Annotated in this window: 19 protein-coding genes; 15 read left to right on the plus strand and 4 right to left on the minus strand. The window is 61.2% G+C overall.

From position 1 onward, the window contains the following. The first annotated feature begins 95 nt into the window (after window positions 1–95). Complete coding sequence (locus ACI2JX_RS09455; protein ID WP_264235137.1) at window positions 96–1,337, plus strand: glutamine synthetase family protein; 1,242 nt, start codon at window positions 96–98, stop codon at window positions 1,335–1,337. A gap of 128 nt (window positions 1,338–1,465) precedes the next feature. Further along, entirely contained in the window at window positions 1,466–2,797 is a 1,332-nt protein-coding gene (locus tag ACI2JX_RS09460; protein WP_368972175.1) for an MFS transporter, read from the plus strand. 246 nt (window positions 2,798–3,043) lie between these two features. Here ACI2JX_RS09460 and ACI2JX_RS09465 read toward each other — a convergent pair whose 3' ends face one another. From ACI2JX_RS09465 to flgA, 4 genes are all read right to left on the minus strand, one after another. Next, window positions 3,044–3,787 (minus strand): flagellar brake protein, encoded by a 744-nt coding sequence (locus ACI2JX_RS09465; protein ID WP_264235081.1) that lies wholly within the window; start codon window positions 3,785–3,787, stop codon window positions 3,044–3,046. Window positions 3,788–3,867: 80 nt separating this feature from the next. After that, entirely contained in the window at window positions 3,868–4,335 is a 468-nt protein-coding gene (locus tag ACI2JX_RS09470; protein ID WP_264235080.1) for a flagella synthesis protein FlgN, read from the minus strand. Between the two features lie 47 nt (window positions 4,336–4,382). After that, complete coding sequence (gene flgM / locus ACI2JX_RS09475) at window positions 4,383–4,697, minus strand: flagellar biosynthesis anti-sigma factor FlgM (RefSeq protein ID WP_264235079.1); 315 nt, start codon at window positions 4,695–4,697, stop codon at window positions 4,383–4,385. 152 nt (window positions 4,698–4,849) lie between these two features. Further along, the gene (gene flgA, locus ACI2JX_RS09480; RefSeq protein WP_404689958.1) at window positions 4,850–5,602 is read right to left on the minus strand and encodes a flagellar basal body P-ring formation chaperone FlgA; all 753 of its coding nucleotides are present in this window, start codon (window positions 5,600–5,602) and stop codon (window positions 4,850–4,852) included. 65 nt (window positions 5,603–5,667) lie between these two features. Here flgA and ACI2JX_RS09485 point away from each other — a divergent pair, with 65 nt between their 5' ends. The 13 genes from ACI2JX_RS09485 to flgK all read left to right on the plus strand — a co-directional run bounded on the left by ACI2JX_RS09485 (window position 5,668) and on the right by flgK (window position 17,874). After that, window positions 5,668–6,597 carry a chemotaxis protein CheV gene (locus tag ACI2JX_RS09485; protein WP_404689959.1) on the plus strand — a complete coding sequence of 310 codons (930 nt, stop codon included), beginning with the start codon at window positions 5,668–5,670 and terminating at the stop codon, window positions 6,595–6,597. Between the two features lie 50 nt (window positions 6,598–6,647). Continuing rightward, window positions 6,648–7,475, plus strand: a complete 828-nt coding sequence (gene cheR, locus ACI2JX_RS09490) for a protein-glutamate O-methyltransferase CheR (protein ID WP_186555939.1) — start codon at window positions 6,648–6,650, stop codon at window positions 7,473–7,475. 304 nt (window positions 7,476–7,779) lie between these two features. Further along, the gene (gene flgB, locus ACI2JX_RS09495; RefSeq protein WP_264235076.1) at window positions 7,780–8,187 is read left to right on the plus strand and encodes a flagellar basal body rod protein FlgB; all 408 of its coding nucleotides are present in this window, start codon (window positions 7,780–7,782) and stop codon (window positions 8,185–8,187) included. A gap of 2 nt (window positions 8,188–8,189) precedes the next feature. Then, window positions 8,190–8,633 (plus strand): flagellar basal body rod protein FlgC, encoded by a 444-nt coding sequence (flgC, locus tag ACI2JX_RS09500; RefSeq protein ID WP_186555942.1) that lies wholly within the window; start codon window positions 8,190–8,192, stop codon window positions 8,631–8,633. Window positions 8,634–8,648: 15 nt separating this feature from the next. Beyond that, on the plus strand, window positions 8,649–9,359 hold the full coding sequence (gene flgD / locus ACI2JX_RS09505; protein WP_186555943.1) for a flagellar hook assembly protein FlgD: 711 nt from the start codon (window positions 8,649–8,651) through the stop codon (window positions 9,357–9,359). Window positions 9,360–9,390: 31 nt separating this feature from the next. Continuing rightward, on the plus strand, window positions 9,391–10,758 hold the full coding sequence (flgE, locus tag ACI2JX_RS09510) for a flagellar hook protein FlgE (RefSeq protein ID WP_264235075.1): 1,368 nt from the start codon (window positions 9,391–9,393) through the stop codon (window positions 10,756–10,758). A 57-nt stretch (window positions 10,759–10,815) separates the two neighbouring features. Next, entirely contained in the window at window positions 10,816–11,001 is a 186-nt protein-coding gene (locus ACI2JX_RS09515) for a hypothetical protein (protein WP_264235074.1), read from the plus strand. A gap of 181 nt (window positions 11,002–11,182) precedes the next feature. After that, window positions 11,183–11,923: a flagellar basal body rod protein FlgF gene (locus tag ACI2JX_RS09520; protein WP_186555946.1), complete on the plus strand. Its 741-nt coding sequence runs from the start codon at window positions 11,183–11,185 to the stop codon at window positions 11,921–11,923. A 48-nt stretch (window positions 11,924–11,971) separates the two neighbouring features. Continuing rightward, the gene (flgG, locus tag ACI2JX_RS09525) at window positions 11,972–12,757 is read left to right on the plus strand and encodes a flagellar basal-body rod protein FlgG (RefSeq protein ID WP_186555947.1); all 786 of its coding nucleotides are present in this window, start codon (window positions 11,972–11,974) and stop codon (window positions 12,755–12,757) included. A 47-nt stretch (window positions 12,758–12,804) separates the two neighbouring features. Further along, window positions 12,805–13,500, plus strand: a complete 696-nt coding sequence (gene flgH, locus ACI2JX_RS09530) for a flagellar basal body L-ring protein FlgH (RefSeq protein WP_186555948.1) — start codon at window positions 12,805–12,807, stop codon at window positions 13,498–13,500. A gap of 12 nt (window positions 13,501–13,512) precedes the next feature. Further along, entirely contained in the window at window positions 13,513–14,622 is a 1,110-nt protein-coding gene (locus ACI2JX_RS09535; protein ID WP_186555949.1) for a flagellar basal body P-ring protein FlgI, read from the plus strand. Between the two features lie 9 nt (window positions 14,623–14,631). Next, the gene (gene flgJ / locus ACI2JX_RS09540) at window positions 14,632–15,828 is read left to right on the plus strand and encodes a flagellar assembly peptidoglycan hydrolase FlgJ (RefSeq protein ID WP_264235073.1); all 1,197 of its coding nucleotides are present in this window, start codon (window positions 14,632–14,634) and stop codon (window positions 15,826–15,828) included. Window positions 15,829–15,840: 12 nt separating this feature from the next. Next, on the plus strand, window positions 15,841–17,874 hold the full coding sequence (gene flgK, locus ACI2JX_RS09545; RefSeq protein ID WP_404689960.1) for a flagellar hook-associated protein FlgK: 2,034 nt from the start codon (window positions 15,841–15,843) through the stop codon (window positions 17,872–17,874). Window positions 17,875–17,881 lie beyond the last annotated feature (7 nt).

The following is a 17,881-nucleotide window of genomic DNA, read 5'->3' on the forward strand; positions in this document are numbered from 1 at the left end:
CCGAAGCCCTGCGCGCCTTCGCCGAGCACCTCGTGGGCGTTGCTGAGATCGAGTGCGTAACCCCTGACCTCAATGGCGTCCCGCGCGGCAAAGTGATGACAGCCGAAGGTTTCCTCGAAGGCCGGCGCCTGCAAATGGCTCGTGGGGTGCTGCTGCAATGCATCATGGGCGGTTACCCCGCCGCCACGTTCTACGGCGGTGACGACGGCGACCTGGCATTGGTCGCCGACCCCGCGCAGGTCCACCGCCTGCCTTGGAGCGACGAGGCGCGGGCGCTGGCCATCTGCGATGCCAACGAGCTCGATGGCGCCTCATCCGGGTTGTCGACTCGGGGCCAGTTGAAGGCAGTCATTGCCCGTTATGCTGCACTGGGCCTGGCGCCAGTCGTGGCCACCGAGCTCGAATTCTTTGTCTTCGCCCCTAATGGCGACCCTGGCCAGCCGTTCCAGCCACCGCTGGGCAAGGACGGTCGCCGCGAATTGGGCCATTCGGCGTTCAGCGTCAGCTCCAACAACGGCTTGCGCCCATTTTTCAATGAGGTGTACCGCTGCATGGCCGCACTCGGCCTGCCGCGCGACACCTTCATGCACGAGATGGGCGTCAGCCAGTTCGAGATCAATCTGCTGCACGGCGACCCGCTGCTGTTGGCTGACCAGACGTTCCTGTTCAAGCACCTGCTCAAGGAAGTCGCGCTCAAGCATGGCTTGACCGTGGTGTGCATGGCCAAGCCATTGGCGAAAACGCCAGGCAGCTCGATGCACATCCATCAGAGCCTGGTCGAGATCGGCAGTGGGCGCAATGTCTTCAGTGATGCGGCAGGGCAGCCCACCGAGATCTTCCATCATTTCATCGGCGGCCTGCAGGCGTGCATGGCGGACTTCACCGCGTTGTTCGCCCCCAACGTCAATTCCTATCAGCGCCTGTGCCATCCCTACGCCTCGCCCAACAACGCCTGCTGGTCGCAAGACAACCGCGCCGCTGGCTTGCGCATTCCGGCCAGTTCGCCGCTGGCGCGTCGGGTCGAAAACCGCTTGCCCGGCGCCGACGCCAACCCCTACCTGGCGATCGCCGCCAGCCTGGGTGCCGGCTTGCACGGCATCGAGCGGCAGTTGCAGCCGACGCCGGTGATCCAAGGTGAATTCGAAGTGCCGGAGCACCTGAGCCTACCCTGTACCCTGCATGCGGCGCTGGAGCGGCTCAAGCGCAGCACGCTGGCGCGGGAACTGTTCGGCAAGGAGTTCATCGAAGGCTATGTCGCGACCAAGACCCTGGAGCTGAGCGATTTCTTCGATGAGATCACCCCGTGGGAGCGCCGCGTGCTGGCGGCACAAGCCTGATCGCGACACAACTGACACTGGACACGTCCGGCATGAGTTTTTTCCGTGGTGGGGGCCTGCGCCGCCACGGATTTGCCCTTATGCTTGCCAGCACCCCCTCCACCTGACCAGGGAGCCCTTCGGGACGCATGCGACAGATCTGGAAGTCTTTTCGTTCGCTGTATTTCGCCGCCCTGATGATGCTGATCGGCTCGGGCCTATTGAGTACCTACCTGGCCCTGCGCCTGGCTGCCGACCATGTCGACAGCCTGTGGGTCGGTGCGCTGATGGCGGCCAACTACTTCGGCCTGGCGCTGGGCGGCAAGATCGGTCACCGGCTGATTGGGCGGGTGGGGCATATTCGCGCCTATGCCACCTGCGCCGGCATCGTCGGCGCAGCGGTGCTGGGCCATGGCCTGACCGACTTGCTACCGGTATGGGTGGGCCTGCGGATGATCGTCGGCCTGGGGATGATGTGCCAGTACATGGTGATCGAGAGCTGGCTCAACGAGCAGGCCGACGCCAAGCAACGCGGTGCGGTATTCAGTGGCTACATGATCGCCTCGTACCTGGGCCTGGTGCTCGGTCAGTTGATCCTGGTCGTGCACCCTGAGCTTGGCCCAGAGCTGTTGATGTTGGTCGCCATGTGCTTTGCCCTGTGCCTGGTGCCGGTGGCCATGACCCGGCGGATTCACCCGGCGCCCCTGCGGCCGGCGCCGATGGAGCCGAAGTTCTTCATCAAGCGGGTCCCGCAGTCGTTGAGTACGGTGCTCGGCTCGGGGCTGATCGTCGGCTCGTTCTATGGCCTGGCGCCGCTGTATGCCTCCAGCCAAGGCTTGAGCACCGAGCAGATCGGTCTGTTCATGGGCTGCTGCATCTTTGCCGGGCTGGTGGTGCAGTGGCCGCTGGGCTGGCTGTCTGATCGCTACGACCGTGCGGTGCTGATCCGCAGTGCGGCGGTGGGGCTGGCGCTGGCGGCGGCGCCGCTGGCGATCTTGCCCAGTGTGCCGCTGGAGGTCCTGTTCGCCATTGGCTTTGTGATTTCCTTGCTGCAGTTCTGCCTGTATCCCTTGGCGGTGGCGTTTTCCAACGACCATGTGGAGAGTGAGCGGCGGGTCTCGCTGACCGCCATGCTGCTGGTAACCTATGGCGTGGGCGCTTGTATCGGGCCGTTGGCGGCGGGGGTGCTGATGAAGCTGTTGGGGCCGCAGATGCTCTATGCGTTCTTCTTGTTCTTCGCCTTGGTGCTGGTATGGCGCATTCGGCCTAAAGCCGTCACTGGCTTGCACCAGGTGCAAGACGCACCGCTGGGCCACGTGGCGATGCCGGCCGCTGGCTCGCCGCTGTCGGCAGCCCTCGACCCACGGGTCGATGAGCAGACGGTGCAAGACGTGATGCAGGCGCCGATTGCGGCAGAAGATACCGAGGATGAGCAGCAAGAGCAGGACATGCCTGCGGCGCAAGGCGACAAGCCGGCTTGAATCCTGCCCGCACAAATAGAAAAGCCACTCTCGGGTTAATGCTGTTCACTTAAGGCCCTTGTCGCCTGTTTGGGGCCGCTTTGCGCCCCTTCGCGGGCAAGCCCGCTCCCACAGGTACGGCGCCGACTGTCCGAGCGGCGCCGTACCTGTGGGAGCGGGCTTGCCCGCGAAGGGGCGCAAAGCGGCCCCAAAATCTTAAGTAAACAGCATTAACCCTCAGGTGGCTTTTTTATTTCTGCAGCAAAATCAATAATCGTCTTTGTCGAACCGCCGCGCCTCACGCTGCAGCTGGTAGACAAAACTCTCGATCTTGCGCTGCGCCTGACCATTGAGGTTATGGAAGCGCACACCGGCAAACGTCGTGTTGATCCGCTCTTCGTAATGCAGGTGACGCAACTCCACCATCACATCGTTCAGCCCCAGCGGGCTGGCTGCCTTGAAGCGTTCATACACCTGCCCCAATTGCAGGCGCTCTTCGACGTTGCCGTCAAAGCGCATCTTGCAGCCGGTGGCGGAAATATCCAGCAGCTTGCCACGCAGCGCGCCATTGCCCTTGAGGTGAGTGCCATCGAGCGTGACATCGACCAGTTGCGACAGCTTCAACGCAGCGCGGAAGGCATTACGCCGCTGGTGATAGGTGACTTCTTCCGGCAGTGGGCCACGGTAGCTGCGGTGGCCGTCGATTTCGGTGATGGTCAGCGGGGTGTTGCATTCCCAGGCTATACGGACACCGTCGTGGAAGCCTTCGACGCGGAAGGGTTCGCCATTCTCGATGAATTTTTCGCCATCGCGCGGGATCATCTCGTCCAGCGCCAGGGTGTTGCTGTCACGGTCCACATGCACCACGTAGCTCTGGAATCGCTGGCTGCGCTCATGGAAGGTGATGATCAGCGGATCGTGGCTATCCAGCAGCTGGCGCAGGTTGGCGGCGATCTCCAATGGAGTGCTCAGCACCTTGGGCGGCTGGGGAGCATCGGATTCATTGAACACGGGTTATCAATCTCCAGGCAAAAACAACACACGCAAGTAACGGCATTTTGCCAGTATGTTCCGTGCCTTGATAGAAATAATCACACTTGGCTGAGCGCCCGAGGCTTGGCCAATGGCGAGGTCGCGCCACGGCTATCGTACAGCGACGGAGAATCGCCGCCGTTGAGGATTCTGATCTGGTTGGCCGTGACTTGCTGCTGCATCTGGATGATCCGGCCATTGGTCTCGTTGACCTGCTGGCAGGTGTCCATCAGGTGAGTCAGCACATCGAGTTGCTGCAGGATCAAGTCGCCATTCGGCGACTGCGCCGCGAGTGCCTGCACGCCGGCACGATTGGCACTCAGGCCAAGGCTTGCGAGCAGGTTGTTGCGCCGCTGGCCCTGCTGTTCGAGCAAAATGATCAACGACTGTTTGCGCGCCAGGATTTCTTCCAGCGCGACCATTTCCCGGCCATGCAGGGCCACTGCTTCGCTCTGTAGCAGCTCGAGCAGCTCCTGGGTAGGGGCGATGTCGTCTTCGATCAATTGCAGCAGGGTAGTATCGTGCATGGCTGGCTCTTGGCTTAAAGCGTCCTAGAAGTCAGCGCGACGAAGGGTCAGCGCTGAGCTTCGAAATCTAGCAGTTTGCTGGCGACCCGGCCGGCATCGACCTGGTAGCTGCCATCTGCGATTGCCTGCTTCAACTCGGCCACACGGGCACTGTTGACCACCGGCTGATCGCGCAGCTTGTCGCTGATCTTCTGCAACTGCTGGGCCTCTTGGCTGAGGTGTACCGCTTCTCCGCTGACGCTGGAGCGCGCTGGCGCTTCACTGGTTTCGCCGGTTTTTTCGGCGTTGCCGGTCGCGGCAGTGCCGCGAACGCCGCCCGTAACGGACGGAGAGTTATTCAAACGACTGAAGTCGATGACCATGATCAGAAACCTCTGGGTATTTGGACGCTTGCCTTGTTTTCGGCCACCCCGAAAAAAACTTTAGGCACAAATGCATAGCCGCTTGTCAGCAAGCTCGCGCAACCCGTTTTCTGACACAGTTTAGGTAAAGCGGTTCCTTACCGCCAGCCCTGCTACATGGCCACCTCGACCTGCCCGGGTCCGGTGACCCGCGCCTTTACTACGCGTTTTGAGTTCAGATTGCGTACCCGGATCTGTTCGCTCAGGCCGCCCTTGCTCAGGGCTTCACCGGGCATGCGCACGCTCAGGCTGCCGCTGCGGGCGATGATCACCACGTGATCGCCCTTGCGGATCACCTCAGCCTGTTCCAGGTGTTGCGGGGTCAAGACCTGATCAAGCACGGCCGGGCGCAACAGCTTCATGCCCAGCGCCTGGTCCAGGTCACTGAGAAAACCTTGGTTGAGCGTGCCGACGTCGCGTTCACGCAGGGCGACATCGCCTTCGCCCACCACGCTCTCGCGCTTGAGCGGACGGACCATCACCACCACCTCACGGAACAGCTTGACCTGCGCCGGGACGAACACCGTCCACGGTGCGCTGCTGTCACAGCGTACCCGCACCGTGACCCGACCCAGCGGCTGTGCGGGGCTTTCCAGCGAGGCGTCCAGCGCCTGGCTGCACAGCGGCATGCGCAGGCGTGGGTCGAGGGTGTTGACCTGGATCTCGTAACGCCCCGGGGTCTGGGTGGTGGCCAGGTAATCTTCGACGGTGAATTCAAGAAACCCTTGGGTGACACCGATAAGCTGTTCAGGCAAGGTTACTGCGTCCGCCAGCGTGCGAGTGCTGGGGGCGAGCAGGCACAACACGGCCAAGTGGCCGGCCAGCAGGCGCGTCAGTCGTCGGAAAAATGTCGTTTTCGTGTACATAGCGCTCAAAAAAGCAAAGCCCGTGCCGACTTTATAGGCAGGCAAAAAATGTAAAGGAGTCTGGCATGGCTGGTGTTATGGATTCGGTCAACCAGCGCACGCAGCTGGTTGGGCAGAATCGCCTGGAACTCTTGCTGTTCCGCCTCAATGGCGATCAGCTTTATGGCATCAACGTGTTCAAGGTCCGGGAGGTGCTGCAGTGCCCGGAGCTGACCGTGTTGCCCAAGTCTCATCCGGTGGTACGCGGCGTTGCCAACATACGTGGGGCGACCATCCCAATTCTCGACCTGTCGATGGCCACCGGCTTGCCGGGCCTGAAGGAAGAAACCCGCAACAGCTTCGTGATCATCACCGAGTACAACACCAAGACCCAGGGCTTTCTGGTGCATTCGGTCGAGCGCATCGTCAACATGAACTGGGAAGAGATTCATCCGCCACCCAAGGGTACCGGCCGCGACCATTACCTGACCGCGGTTACCCGGGTCGACAACCGCATGGTGGAAATCATCGACGTCGAGAAAGTGCTGGCCGAAGTGGCGCCGTCGTCGGAGTCGGTGTCTGCCGGTGTGGTTGATGCCGAGGTGCAGGACAAGGCGGTACTGCTGCGAGTGCTGACGGTCGACGATTCGTCGGTGGCGCGCAAGCAGGTCAGTCGTTGCCTGCAAACCGTCGGTGTCGAGGTGGTGGCGCTTAATGATGGGCGTCAGGCGCTGGATTACCTGCGCAAGCTGGTCGATGAGGGTAAGCGTCCGGAAGATGAGTTCCTGATGATGATCTCGGACATTGAAATGCCAGAAATGGATGGCTACACCCTTACCGCAGAGATTCGCAGCGATCCGCGCATGCAAAAATTGCACATCGTCCTGCATACTTCCCTGTCTGGGGTGTTCAACCAGGCCATGGTCAAGAAAGTCGGCGCCGACGACTTCCTGGCCAAGTTCAAGCCGGACGACCTTGCCCAACGGGTGGTCGACCGGATCAAGGCGACGCATTGAAACGGCCGGGGCACGTCCCCGGCCCCAGCGATTGAAAAGAGGCGGCAGCATTGTCTACGGGTAATTTGGATTTCGAACAGTTCCGGGTCTTCCTGGAGAAAGCCTGTGGCATCCTGCTGGGCGAGAATAAGCAGTACCTGGTCTCCAGCCGTCTCAACAAGCTGATGGAGCAGCAGGGCATCAAGTCTCTGGGTGAGCTGGTGCAGCGCATTCAGAGCCAACCGCGAAGCGGCCTGCGTGAGCAGGTGGTCGACGCCATGACCACCAACGAAACCTTGTGGTTTCGCGATACCTATCCATTCGAAGTGCTCAAGAACAAGGTCATCCCTGAGTTCCTCAAGGGTAACCCTGGGCAGCGTCTGCGTATCTGGTCGGCGGCTTGCTCCTCCGGGCAGGAGCCGTACTCGCTGTCGATGGCCATCGACGAGTTCGAGCGCAGCAACCTGGGCCAGTTGAAAATGGGCGCGCAGATTGTCGCCACCGACCTTTCCGGGGCGATGCTGACCAACTGCAAAAGCGGTGAGTACGACAGCCTGGCGATTGCCCGTGGCCTCTCGCAAGAGCGTCTGCAGCGTTATTTCGACCCGAAAGGGCCGGGGCGTTGGGCGGTCAAGGCGCCAATCCGCAGCCGCGTCGAATTCCGCTCGTTCAACCTGCTCGATAGTTACGCGAGCCTGGGCAAGTTCGACGTGGTGTTCTGCCGCAACGTGCTGATCTACTTCTCGGCCCAGGTCAAGAAGGACATCCTGCTGCGTATTCACAGCACGCTCAAGCCTGGCGGGTATTTGTTCCTGGGCGCTTCGGAGGCGCTCAACGGCTTGCCGGATCACTACCAGATGGTTCAGTGCAGTCCGGGGATCATCTATCAGGCCAAGTGATTGGCCCATGTAAAAAAGGCCAGTGTCGCGAGACACCGGCCTTTTTTCTTTTTTGCGTTGCTCGCACTGGGATTGATGGCTAATTGATAGGTTTGCCTGGCGTCAATTTTTTGCTTTGCCGCTTTTGCCGCTGATCGATTGCCGCTTGCCGCTGCGTGAGCGGAAGCACTTTGCCGCTTTTCTGGCATGACGGCGTTGGCCGAGTTGGCCCAAGCCCAGGCTTTTCGGGCTTTTTTAAGGTTGGCACAGGCCTTGCTATAGCTTGGCCAACGACACTCCGGTCAACCGTCGAAGGTTTCCAGACATGAGCATCAGTTTCGACAAGGCGCTTGGCATTCACGAAAAGGCTCTGAGCTTCCGCGCCCAGCGCGCTGAAGTGCTGGCCAACAACATTACCAACGCCGACACGCCCAACTTCAAGGCGCGCGACTTGGATTTCTCCTCGGTGTTGGCTGCCGAGGCCGACAAGCAGCAGAAGGGGCGTATTGCCCTGGACCGGACCAACACCCGGCATATCGAGGCCGAAGGCCTGGCCATGGCCGACGACACCCTGCAGTACCGCACGCCGATGCAGCCGTCGATCGACCAGAACACCGTGGATGCCCAGATCGAGCAGGCCAACTATGCCGAAAACGCGATCGGTTTCCAGGCCAGCTTCACCTTGCTCAACAGTAAATTCAAAGGGCTGGTATCGGCCCTGCGCGGAGAGTGACCATGTCCCTTGCCAACGTTTTCAATATCGCCGGTAGCGGCATGAGTGCGCAGAACACCCGCCTCAACACCGTGGCGTCGAACATCGCCAACGCCGAGACCGTGTCCTCGAGCATCGACCAGACCTACCGTGCGCGTCACCCCGTGTTCGCCACCACCTTCCAGCAGGCCCAGGGTGGCGTTGGCCAGTCGCTGTTCCAGGATCAGGGTGAGGCCGGTCAGGGTGTGCAGGTCATGGGCATCGTGGAAGATCAGAGCAACCTTGAGGCGCGCTACGAGCCGAATCATCCGGCGGCGAACAAGGATGGCTACGTCTACTACCCGAACGTCAACGTGGTTGAAGAGATGGCTGACATGATCTCCGCCAACCGTTCGTTCCAGACCAACGCCGAGCTGATGAACACTGCCAAGACCATGATGCAGAAAGTACTGACCCTGGGTCAGTGATAAGGAATCCGGACCATGGCAATCGATACTTCAAATGGTGTGAACCTCAACGATGTGATCTCGGCATCGGGCGTCAGCACCGGCACTAAAAAGACCACGACCGATACGGCGTCCAAGACCGGTACCGATAGCTTGGGCAAGGATGCGTTCCTGCAGCTGCTGGTTACCCAGATGCAGCACCAGAACCCGCTGGACCCACAGGAAAACGGCGAGTTCGTTGCCCAGCTGGCGCAATTCAGCAGCCTGGAAGGCATCACTTCGTTGAACGAGTCGGTCAATACCATCACCAACTCGCTGGGCTCGTCCCAGGCCCTGCAGGCCTCTTCGCTGGTTGGTCGCTCGGTGATCGTGCAGAACGACAAGGCGGTGGTCGACACGGCTGAGAGCTTCAATGCCCAGTTCGTTGTGCCGCAGGCAATCAGCGAAGCGAAAATCACCATCAAGGACAAGGACGGCAACACCGTCAAGACCATCGAGTTGGGCGAGCAGAAAGCCGGTTATGCCGACTTCATCTGGGATGGCACCAACGACAAGGGCGAGAAGGTCGATCCGGGTACCTATACCTTCACTGCCTCCACCACCGTGGAAGGCCAGTCGGTGCAGATGAACACCCTGCTGCCGGCCAAGGTCACCAGCGTCAGCTTCAGTGCCAATGGCGAGATGGTGCTCAACCTCGCAGGGGTGGGGAAAGTTTCCCTGTCCGACGTCCAAACCATCGGGATTTAAGGCCGACTAGAACGGCAAAAGGAGTAGCTATATGTCTTTCAATATCGGTCTTAGCGGTCTGTACGCGGCCAACAAGCAACTGGACGTTACCGGCAACAACATTGCCAACGTCAACACCACCGGCTTCAAGTCCTCGCGCGCCGAGTTCGCCGATGTCTACGCTGGCGCCAACCGCCTGGGCGTGGGCAAGAACCAGATCGGTAACGGCGTGCGTCTGGCCGCGGTGTCCCAGCAGTTCTCCCAGGGCGACATCAACAACACCGGCAACGTGTTGGACATGGGTATCCAGGGTCAGGGCTTCTTCGTTCTTTCTGACAACGGCTCGCGGGTGTATACCCGTGCCGGCGCGTTCCAGACCAACAAGGACAACTTCGTGGTCACCTCGGACGGCTTGCGCCTGCAAGGCTATGCCGCCGACTCCAGCGGCAAGATCCAGAAGGGCGTGTTGACTGACCTGAAGATCGACACCTCGGCGCTGGCGCCGAAGTCCACGACCCTGATCGACCAAGGCATCAACCTCAACTCCTCGGCTGATTCCATTCCGCTGATGGTCGATGACGGCAGTAATTCCACGCCGCCAGTGCTGGTGCCTAACAAGGTCTTCGACCCGTCGGACGAAACCACCTATACCAAGTCGTTCCCGACCAAGGTCTACGACAGCCAGGGTAACGAGCACACGATGGAGCAGTTCTATCGTAAGACCGGTACCAACGAGTGGACCATGTACACCCTGGTCGATGGTCGCAACCCGTTCGACCCAAGCAGTGAGACCCCACTGACTGGCACCATCAGCTTCAACAGCGACGGTTCGGTAAGCTCCATGACCGCAGATAACACCGGTCACCCGGCTGGCGCCTCGTTCAGCGTTACCAACAATGTCTTCACCATGACCGGCTGGGTGCCAGCGGCCAAAGATGCCTCGGGTAATTGGGCGGCCAATGGCGCTGAAGGCAATGCCGCAGGCATGCGTCTGTCGATGAACAGCACCACCTCCTACAACACCGAGACTGCGCGTATGTCGCAATCCCAGGATGGTTATGCCACCGGTATCCTGTCGAGCTTGAGCATCGACTCCACGGGCGTGATGTTCGCAAGCTTCAGCAACCAGCAATCCCGCGCCATTGGCCAGGTAGCGATTGCCAGCTTCGCCAACGAGCAGGGTCTGCAGCAGGTAGGTGGTACGCGCTGGACCGAGACCTTCTCCTCGGGTATCCCGGGCATCGATGCGCCGAAGACCGGCACCCTGGGTAGCGTTGAGTCCAACTCGCTGGAAGCCTCCAACGTCAACCTGACCCAAGAGCTGGTCGAGCTGATCAAGGCGCAGAGCAACTACCAGGCCAACGCCAAGACCATCTCCACCGAAAGCACCATCATGCAGACCATCATTCAGATGACCTGATGATCGGCGTGTTTGGGGTCGCTGCGACCCCAGACACTCAAGCCTACGGAATAGCCCATGAAAAAACTGATCATCACCTGCGCCGCCGCCTTCTTCCTGCTCCAGGCCCAGGCGGCCACCGCGCCCTGGTGGCGCTGGGAAAGCCAGGTCGATGGTCGTTTGGTCTGCTCCCAGTGGTCGCCAGGGGAGGGGTGGAAGAAATTTGCCGGCCCGTTCAACAACGGCGGTTGCCGCGAAATGTAATCGGTTTGCCGGCATCGGCAAGCAGGCGCCGGATATCCGGCGTCGACCTTTCCCTGATGTACCGCAAAGGCCCGTATTCACGGGCTTTTTCATGCTTTTGAAAAGTTGGTTCGGAACTTGCTTTATTGCTTGCACAGCAACGGCGAGCGGCAAGCAATCGCCAGTGCAGCGGAGGATGACTGTGGACAAGATGCTTTACGTGGCCATGACCGGCGCCAGCCAGAACGCGCTGGCGCAGAAGGCCCATGCCAACAACCTGGCGAACATTTCCACCAACGGCTTCCAGCGTGACCTGGAACAGGCACGTTCGATGCCCGTGTTCGGTGACAGCTTTCCGGCGCGCGCCTTTGCCATGAGCGAACGTCCAGCCACTGACTTCAGTGCCGGTGCCATGGTCGAAACCGGCCGTGAGTTGGATGTCGCTGTCAGCGGTGACGGTTTTATCGCGGTCCAGGCGCCAGATGGCAGCGAAGCTTATGTGCGCACAGGCAGCCTGAACATCGACGCCCTTGGCGTGCTGCGTGCCGGCAACGGCATGCCGGTGATCGGCAACGGTGGCCCGATCGCCATTCCGCCGGAGCAGAAGGTTGAGGTCGGCGAAGACGGCACCATCAGCGTCCGTGCCATGGGTGAAGACCCGCGGGTGATGGCCGAGGTCGACCGGATCAAACTGGTCAACCCGGACACCAAGGGCCTGACCAAGGGTCTGGACGGCATGATCCACACCACCAACGGCCAGCCAGCGGATGTCGACAACAACGTCAAGGTTGTGTCGGGCTTCCTGGAGTCGAGCAACGTCAACGCCGTCGAGGAAATGACCTCGGTGCTGGCGCTGTCCCGTCAGTTCGAGCTGCACGTCAAGATGATGAACACGGCCAAGGAAGGCGATGAAGCCATGGCGCGTGTTTTGCAAATCGGCTAACCACATTTGAACGGGTGCCGTAAAACAGGCGCACGAGGAGAACACTAAATGCTTCCGGCTCTTTGGGTCGCTAAAACCGGCCTGTCCGCCCAGGACACCAACCTCACGGTCATCTCCAACAACCTGGCCAACGTCTCGACCACCGGCTTCAAGCGTGATCGCGCCGAGTTCCAGGACCTGCTGTACCAGACCAAGCGCCAGCCAGGTGCCCAGTCGACCCAGGACAGCGAGCTGCCGTCGGGTCTGCAGGTCGGTACCGGTGTGCGCATCGTCGGCACCCAGAAGAATTTCCAGACTGGTAGCCTGCAAACCACCGAGAACCCGCTGGACATGGCCGTCAACGGTCGCGGCTTCTTCCAGATCCTGCAGCCGGACGGCACTGTTTCGTACACCCGTGACGGTACCTTCCACCTGAACTCCGACGGCCAGATCGTCAACGCCGATGGCTTCGCCCTGGAGCCTGCGATTGTCGTGCCCAACGATGCCCAGACCTTCACCGTCGGCCAGGACGGCACCGTCTCGATCACCACCGCCGGCAACCCGGCCGCGCAGATCATCGGCAACCTGCAGACCGCCGACTTTATCAACCCGGCCGGCTTGCAGGCGATTGGTAACAACCTGTTCCTGGAGACCGCCGCCAGTGGCGCGCCGCAGGTCGGTACCCCAGGCCTGAACGGCTTCGGCACCACCCTGCAGCAGACCCTGGAGAACTCCAACGTCAGCACCGTGGAAGAGCTGGTCAACATGATCACCACCCAGCGTGCCTACGAGATGAACTCCAAGGTCATTTCCACCGCTGACCAGATGCTGTCGTTCGTTACCCAGCAGCTCTAACCCTAAGGTCGCTGTCGCAGCGTCTGTTCCACCGTGAGGTAAGCGTCATGAATCGTCTGTTGTCCGTATTCGCCCTGGGGGGGGCGGTGTTGTTGGCCGGTTGCGTCGCGCCGACGCCCAAGCCCAACGACCCGTACTACGCGCCGGTATTGCCGCGCACCCCGTTGCCGGCGTCGGCCAACAACGGTTCGATCTACCAGGCCGGTTTCGAGCAGAACCTGTACAGCGACCGTAAGGCGTTCCGGGTCGGTGACATCATCACCATCACCCTCAACGAGCGCACCTCGGCGAGCAAGAGTGCCAACTCGCAGATCGACAAGGACAGCACCGCCAACCTGGGGTTGACCTCGTTGTTCGGCGCGGTGCCCAACACCAACAATCCGTTCGGCAGCGGCGACCTGTCGCTCGAAGCCGGCTACAGCGGGAGCCGTGCGACCAAGGGTGACAGCAAGGCAGCCCAGGGCAATACCCTGACCGGCTCCATCACTGTGACCGTGGCTGAAGTGCTGCCCAACGGTATCGTGGCGGTGCGCGGTGAGAAGTGGATGACGCTCAATACCGGTGACGAGCTGGTGCGTATCGCAGGGTTGGTGCGCGCCGATGACATCGCCACTGACAACACCGTGCCCTCGACCCGTGTCGCCGATGCGCGCATCACCTACTCGGGGACGGGTTCGTTTGCCGACGCCAGCCAGCCCGGATGGTTGGATCGCTTCTTCATCAGCCCGCTTTGGCCTTTCTGAGTGCGGATGCCCATGTTCAACTTCAGGCAGCTGATTGCCGCAACCGTTCTTTTATCCGCAGCGTTCGGCGCTCATGCCGAGCGCCTGAAGGACATCGCCAGCATTTCTGGAGTACGTACCAACCAGCTGATTGGCTATGGCCTGGTGGTGGGCTTGAATGGCACCGGTGACCAGACCACGCAAACCCCGTTCACCCTGCAGACGTTCAACAACATGCTCTCGCAGTTCGGCATCAAGGTGCCGGCGGGCTCCGGTAACGTGCAGCTCAAGAACGTCGCCGCGGTGTCGGTGCATGCCGACCTGCCAGCGTTTGCCAAGCCGGGCCAGGTGGTCGATATCACCGTCTCCTCGATTGGTAACTCCAAGAGCTTGCGCGGTGGCAGCCTGTTGATGACGCCGCTCAAGGGTATCGACGGCAACGTCTACGCCATCGCCCAGGGCAACCTGGTGGTCGGCGGCTTTGACGCCGAAGGCCGCGACGGCTCGAAGATTACCGTCAACGTACCGTCGGCCGGTCGGATTCCGGGTGGCGCCAGTGTCGAGCGCGCAGTGCCGAGCGGTTTCAACCAGGGCAATAGCCTGACCTTGAACCTTAATCGCCCTGACTTCACCACCGCCAAGCGCATCGTCGACAAGGTCAATGATTTGCTCGGCCCAGGCGTCGCCCAGGCGGTCGATGGTGGTTCGGTGCGCGTGACTGCGCCGATGGATCCAAGCCAGCGGGTCGATTACCTGTCGATCCTGGAGAACCTTGAGATCGATCCGGGCCAGGCGGTGGCCAAGGTCATCATCAACTCGCGCACCGGCACCATCGTTATCGGTCAGAACGTCAAGGTTTCACCAGCGGCGGTCACCCACGGCAGCCTGACTGTAACCATTACCGAAGATCCGATCGTCAGCCAGCCAGGTCCGTTCTCCAACGGCCAGACTGCCGTGGTGCCGCGTTCGCGGGTCAATGCCGAGCAAGAAGCCAAGCCGATGTTCAAGTTCGGCCCGGGCACCACGCTGGATGAAATCGTCCGCGCGGTGAACCAGGTCGGCGCGGCACCCAGCGACTTGATGGCGATCCTTGAAGCGCTCAAGCAGGCTGGCGCGTTGCAAGCTGACCTGATCGTGATCTGAGGACCGAGCATGAACTCCAAGAGCCTGGTTTCCAGCCCAGCCGACAGCGGTGCCTACACCGACCTCAATCGCCTGACGTCACTCAAGCACGGAGATCGCGACAGCGAGGCCAACGTGCGCAAGGTGGCTCAGGAGTTCGAGTCGCTGTTCATCAGCGAGATGCTCAAAGCCTCGCGCAAGGCCACCGATGTGCTGGCCGAAGACAACCCGATGAACACCGAGACGGTCAAGCAGTACCGCGACATGTACGACCAGCAGCTGGCCGTGAGCATGTCCCGCGAAGGTGGCGGTATTGGTTTGCAGGACGTGCTGGTGCGCCAGCTGTCCAAGCAGAAGAGCCCAGTAGCCAGTACCAGCCCGTTCCCTCGTGGCGAGGGCGCTGGCCCGGCCCTGTGGGGTAACAGGGTGGCCGAGCCTGTGCATGCCAATGCCGGCAGCGCCACGCGCAACGATGTGGCGGCGCTCAATTCGCGGCGCCTGTCGTTGCCGGGCAAGCTGACCGATCGGTTGCTGGCGGGCATCGTGCCGTCGGCGGGCAATCCTGCGGTTGCAACCAATACGGCGGCGATTCCTGCGCGCGATGGGCAATTGGTCAATGGTGTGGTCAAGGGCGACTGGGAGCCGGCGCAAGCCTTCGCTGCTGCCGATGGCGGCACGCGCATCCTCGGGCGGGCCATGGCCCAGCCACCGCTGGCGCCGAAGAAAGCCTTTGGCAACAGCGACGAGTTCGTCGCCACCATGCTGCCGATGGCCGAGCAGGCCGCCAAGCGAATCGGTATCGATCCGCGCTACCTGGTGGCCCAGGCGGCGCTGGAAACGGGTTGGGGCAAGTCGGTCATGCGCAACACCGATGGCAGCAGCAGCCACAACCTGTTTGGCATCAAGGCGACCGGTAGTTGGCAGGGCGGTGAGGCGCGGGCGATCACCAGCGAGTTCCGCGACGGCCAGTTCGTCAAGGAGACCGCAGCGTTCCGTTCCTACGACTCCTACCAGGACAGCTTCCACGACCTGGTCAGCCTGCTGCAGAACAATTCGCGCTATCAAGATGCGGTGAAGTCAGCCGATAACCCAGAACAGTTCGTGCGAGAGCTGCAAAAGGCCGGGTACGCCACCGACCCGAACTACGCCAGCAAGATCTCGCAGATCGCAAGACAGATGAAGTCGTACGAGAGCTACGCAATGCTCGGTACCACAACGCAACTTTAAGGGTAGGGATCCATGGCGAGTTTGATCAATATTGGCATGTCCGGGCTGGGAGCTGCCCAGTCCGGGATGTATACCCTGGGTAACAACATCGCCAACGCCGATGTCGAGAGCTACTCGCGCCAGCAGAACGTGCAGAAAACCAAGGGCGGCCAGCAGACCGGCCAGGTCTTCATCGGTACCGGGACAACCCTGGCCGACGTGCGCCGGGTGTACAACGCCTACCTGGAAAACCAGCTGCGCACCACCACTTCGCTGTCCAGCGACGCCACTTCCTACCTGAACCAGATCACGCCGCTCGATACCGCCCTGTCGAGCGCCGACACCGGTATTACCGCCGCCCTGCAGAGCTTTTTCAGCGCCATGCAGGATGCCTCGGCCAAGCCGACCGAGGATGCTTCGCGCCAGTTGCTGCTGACCAGTGCCCAGACCCTGGCCAAGCGCTTCAACACCCTGTCGTCGCAGCTCAACCAGCAGAACAGCAACCTCAACAGCAACATGGCCTCGCTCGCCACTCAGGTGAACAACCTGACCAAGACCATTGCCGATCTCAACGAGCAGATCTCCAAGGTCGGCGCCATTACCGGCCAGCCCAATGACTTGCTCGACCAGCGTGACGGCGCAGTGCGTGAGTTGACCGCACTGATCGGTGCCGATGTCGTCGAGCAGAAAAACGGCAACTACGACATCTACCTGAAGAACGGTCAGGCACTGGTGCTGGGCAGTACCACCCAGACCATTGGCGTTGAGCCAAGCGCGACCGATCCGACCCGCATGAGCCTGATCCTCAATCGCGGCTCGACCAAGATGGACATCACCAACAGCACCACCGGTGGTGAGCTGGGCGGGCTGATTCGCTACCGCAAGGAAACCCTCGACCCTGCGCTCAACGAGCTCGGCCGAGTGGCCCTGGTCGTCGCCGATGCGATCAACAGCCAGCTGGCCCAGGGCATCGACAAGAACGGCAACTTTGGCGCCAGCCTGTTCGGCGACATCAACAGCCTCAAGGCCATCAGCGAACGCAGCGTGCCCAAGCTGGGCAACAGTACAGGCTCCGGCAACCTCGATGTGACCATCAAGGACACCGGCAAGCTGACCACCAACGACTACCAGGTCACCTTCACCAGCGCCACCGAATACACCGTGCGCCGCCTGCCGGACAACACCGAGATGGGCAGCTTCGACCTCACCACCACGCCGCCACCGGTGATCGACGGCTTCACCCTGTCGCTCAATGGCGGCGGCTTGGCGGCCGGTGACAGCTTCAAGATCACCCCGACCCGCAATGCTGCAGCGAGCATCGAATCGGTGCTGACCGATCCCAAGCGCCTGGCCTTGGCCTCGCCGTTGACCGCCACCAGTGGCTCGGGCAACAAAGGTACCGGGGTGATCACCCAGCCGACCCTGACCACTGAACTGGACATCTACGATTCGGCCCAGCTCAGCGCCATGCAGAACGGTCTGAAGAATTCCACCCCGGTCAAACTGGTGTTCGGCGACGATGCGAGCTCGCCGCAGACCTACACCCTGTTCAACGCCAAGGGCGACCCGATCGGCAGCGGCACGATCATCCCTGGGCAGGACAACAAGCTTCAGTTATCGGTGCCGGTGGTCGATGCCAGCGGCAATCCGACCGGGGAAAACTTCACCTTCGAGATGAACGTCAACGGCGCACCGAAGAACGGTGACAGCTACACCGTGGCGCTGACCGGTGCGGGCTCGGCGGATAACCGTAATGCCCAGTCGGTGATCGACCTGCAGACCAAGTCGACCGTCGACGTCGGCGCCAATGGCAAGGGCATCAGCTTTACCGACGCCTACGCCAAGCTGGTCTCCAACGTCGGCGGCAAGACCGGCCAGGCGAAAATGGACAGCGATGCTACCAATGCCCTGCACACCTCTGCGTTGGACAGCCGTAACTCGTTGTCGGGCGTCTCGATCGACGAAGAAACCGGCAACCTGATCAAGTTCCAGCAGTACTACACCGCGTCGTCGCAGATCATCAAGGCGGCCCAGGAAACCTTCGCCACCTTGATCAACAGCCTTTAAGGAGCCG

It is taken from the genome of Pseudomonas sp. NPDC088890 (assembly GCF_044900155.1).
GTDB classification, from domain to species: Bacteria; Pseudomonadota; Gammaproteobacteria; order Pseudomonadales; family Pseudomonadaceae; genus Aquipseudomonas; species Aquipseudomonas urmiensis.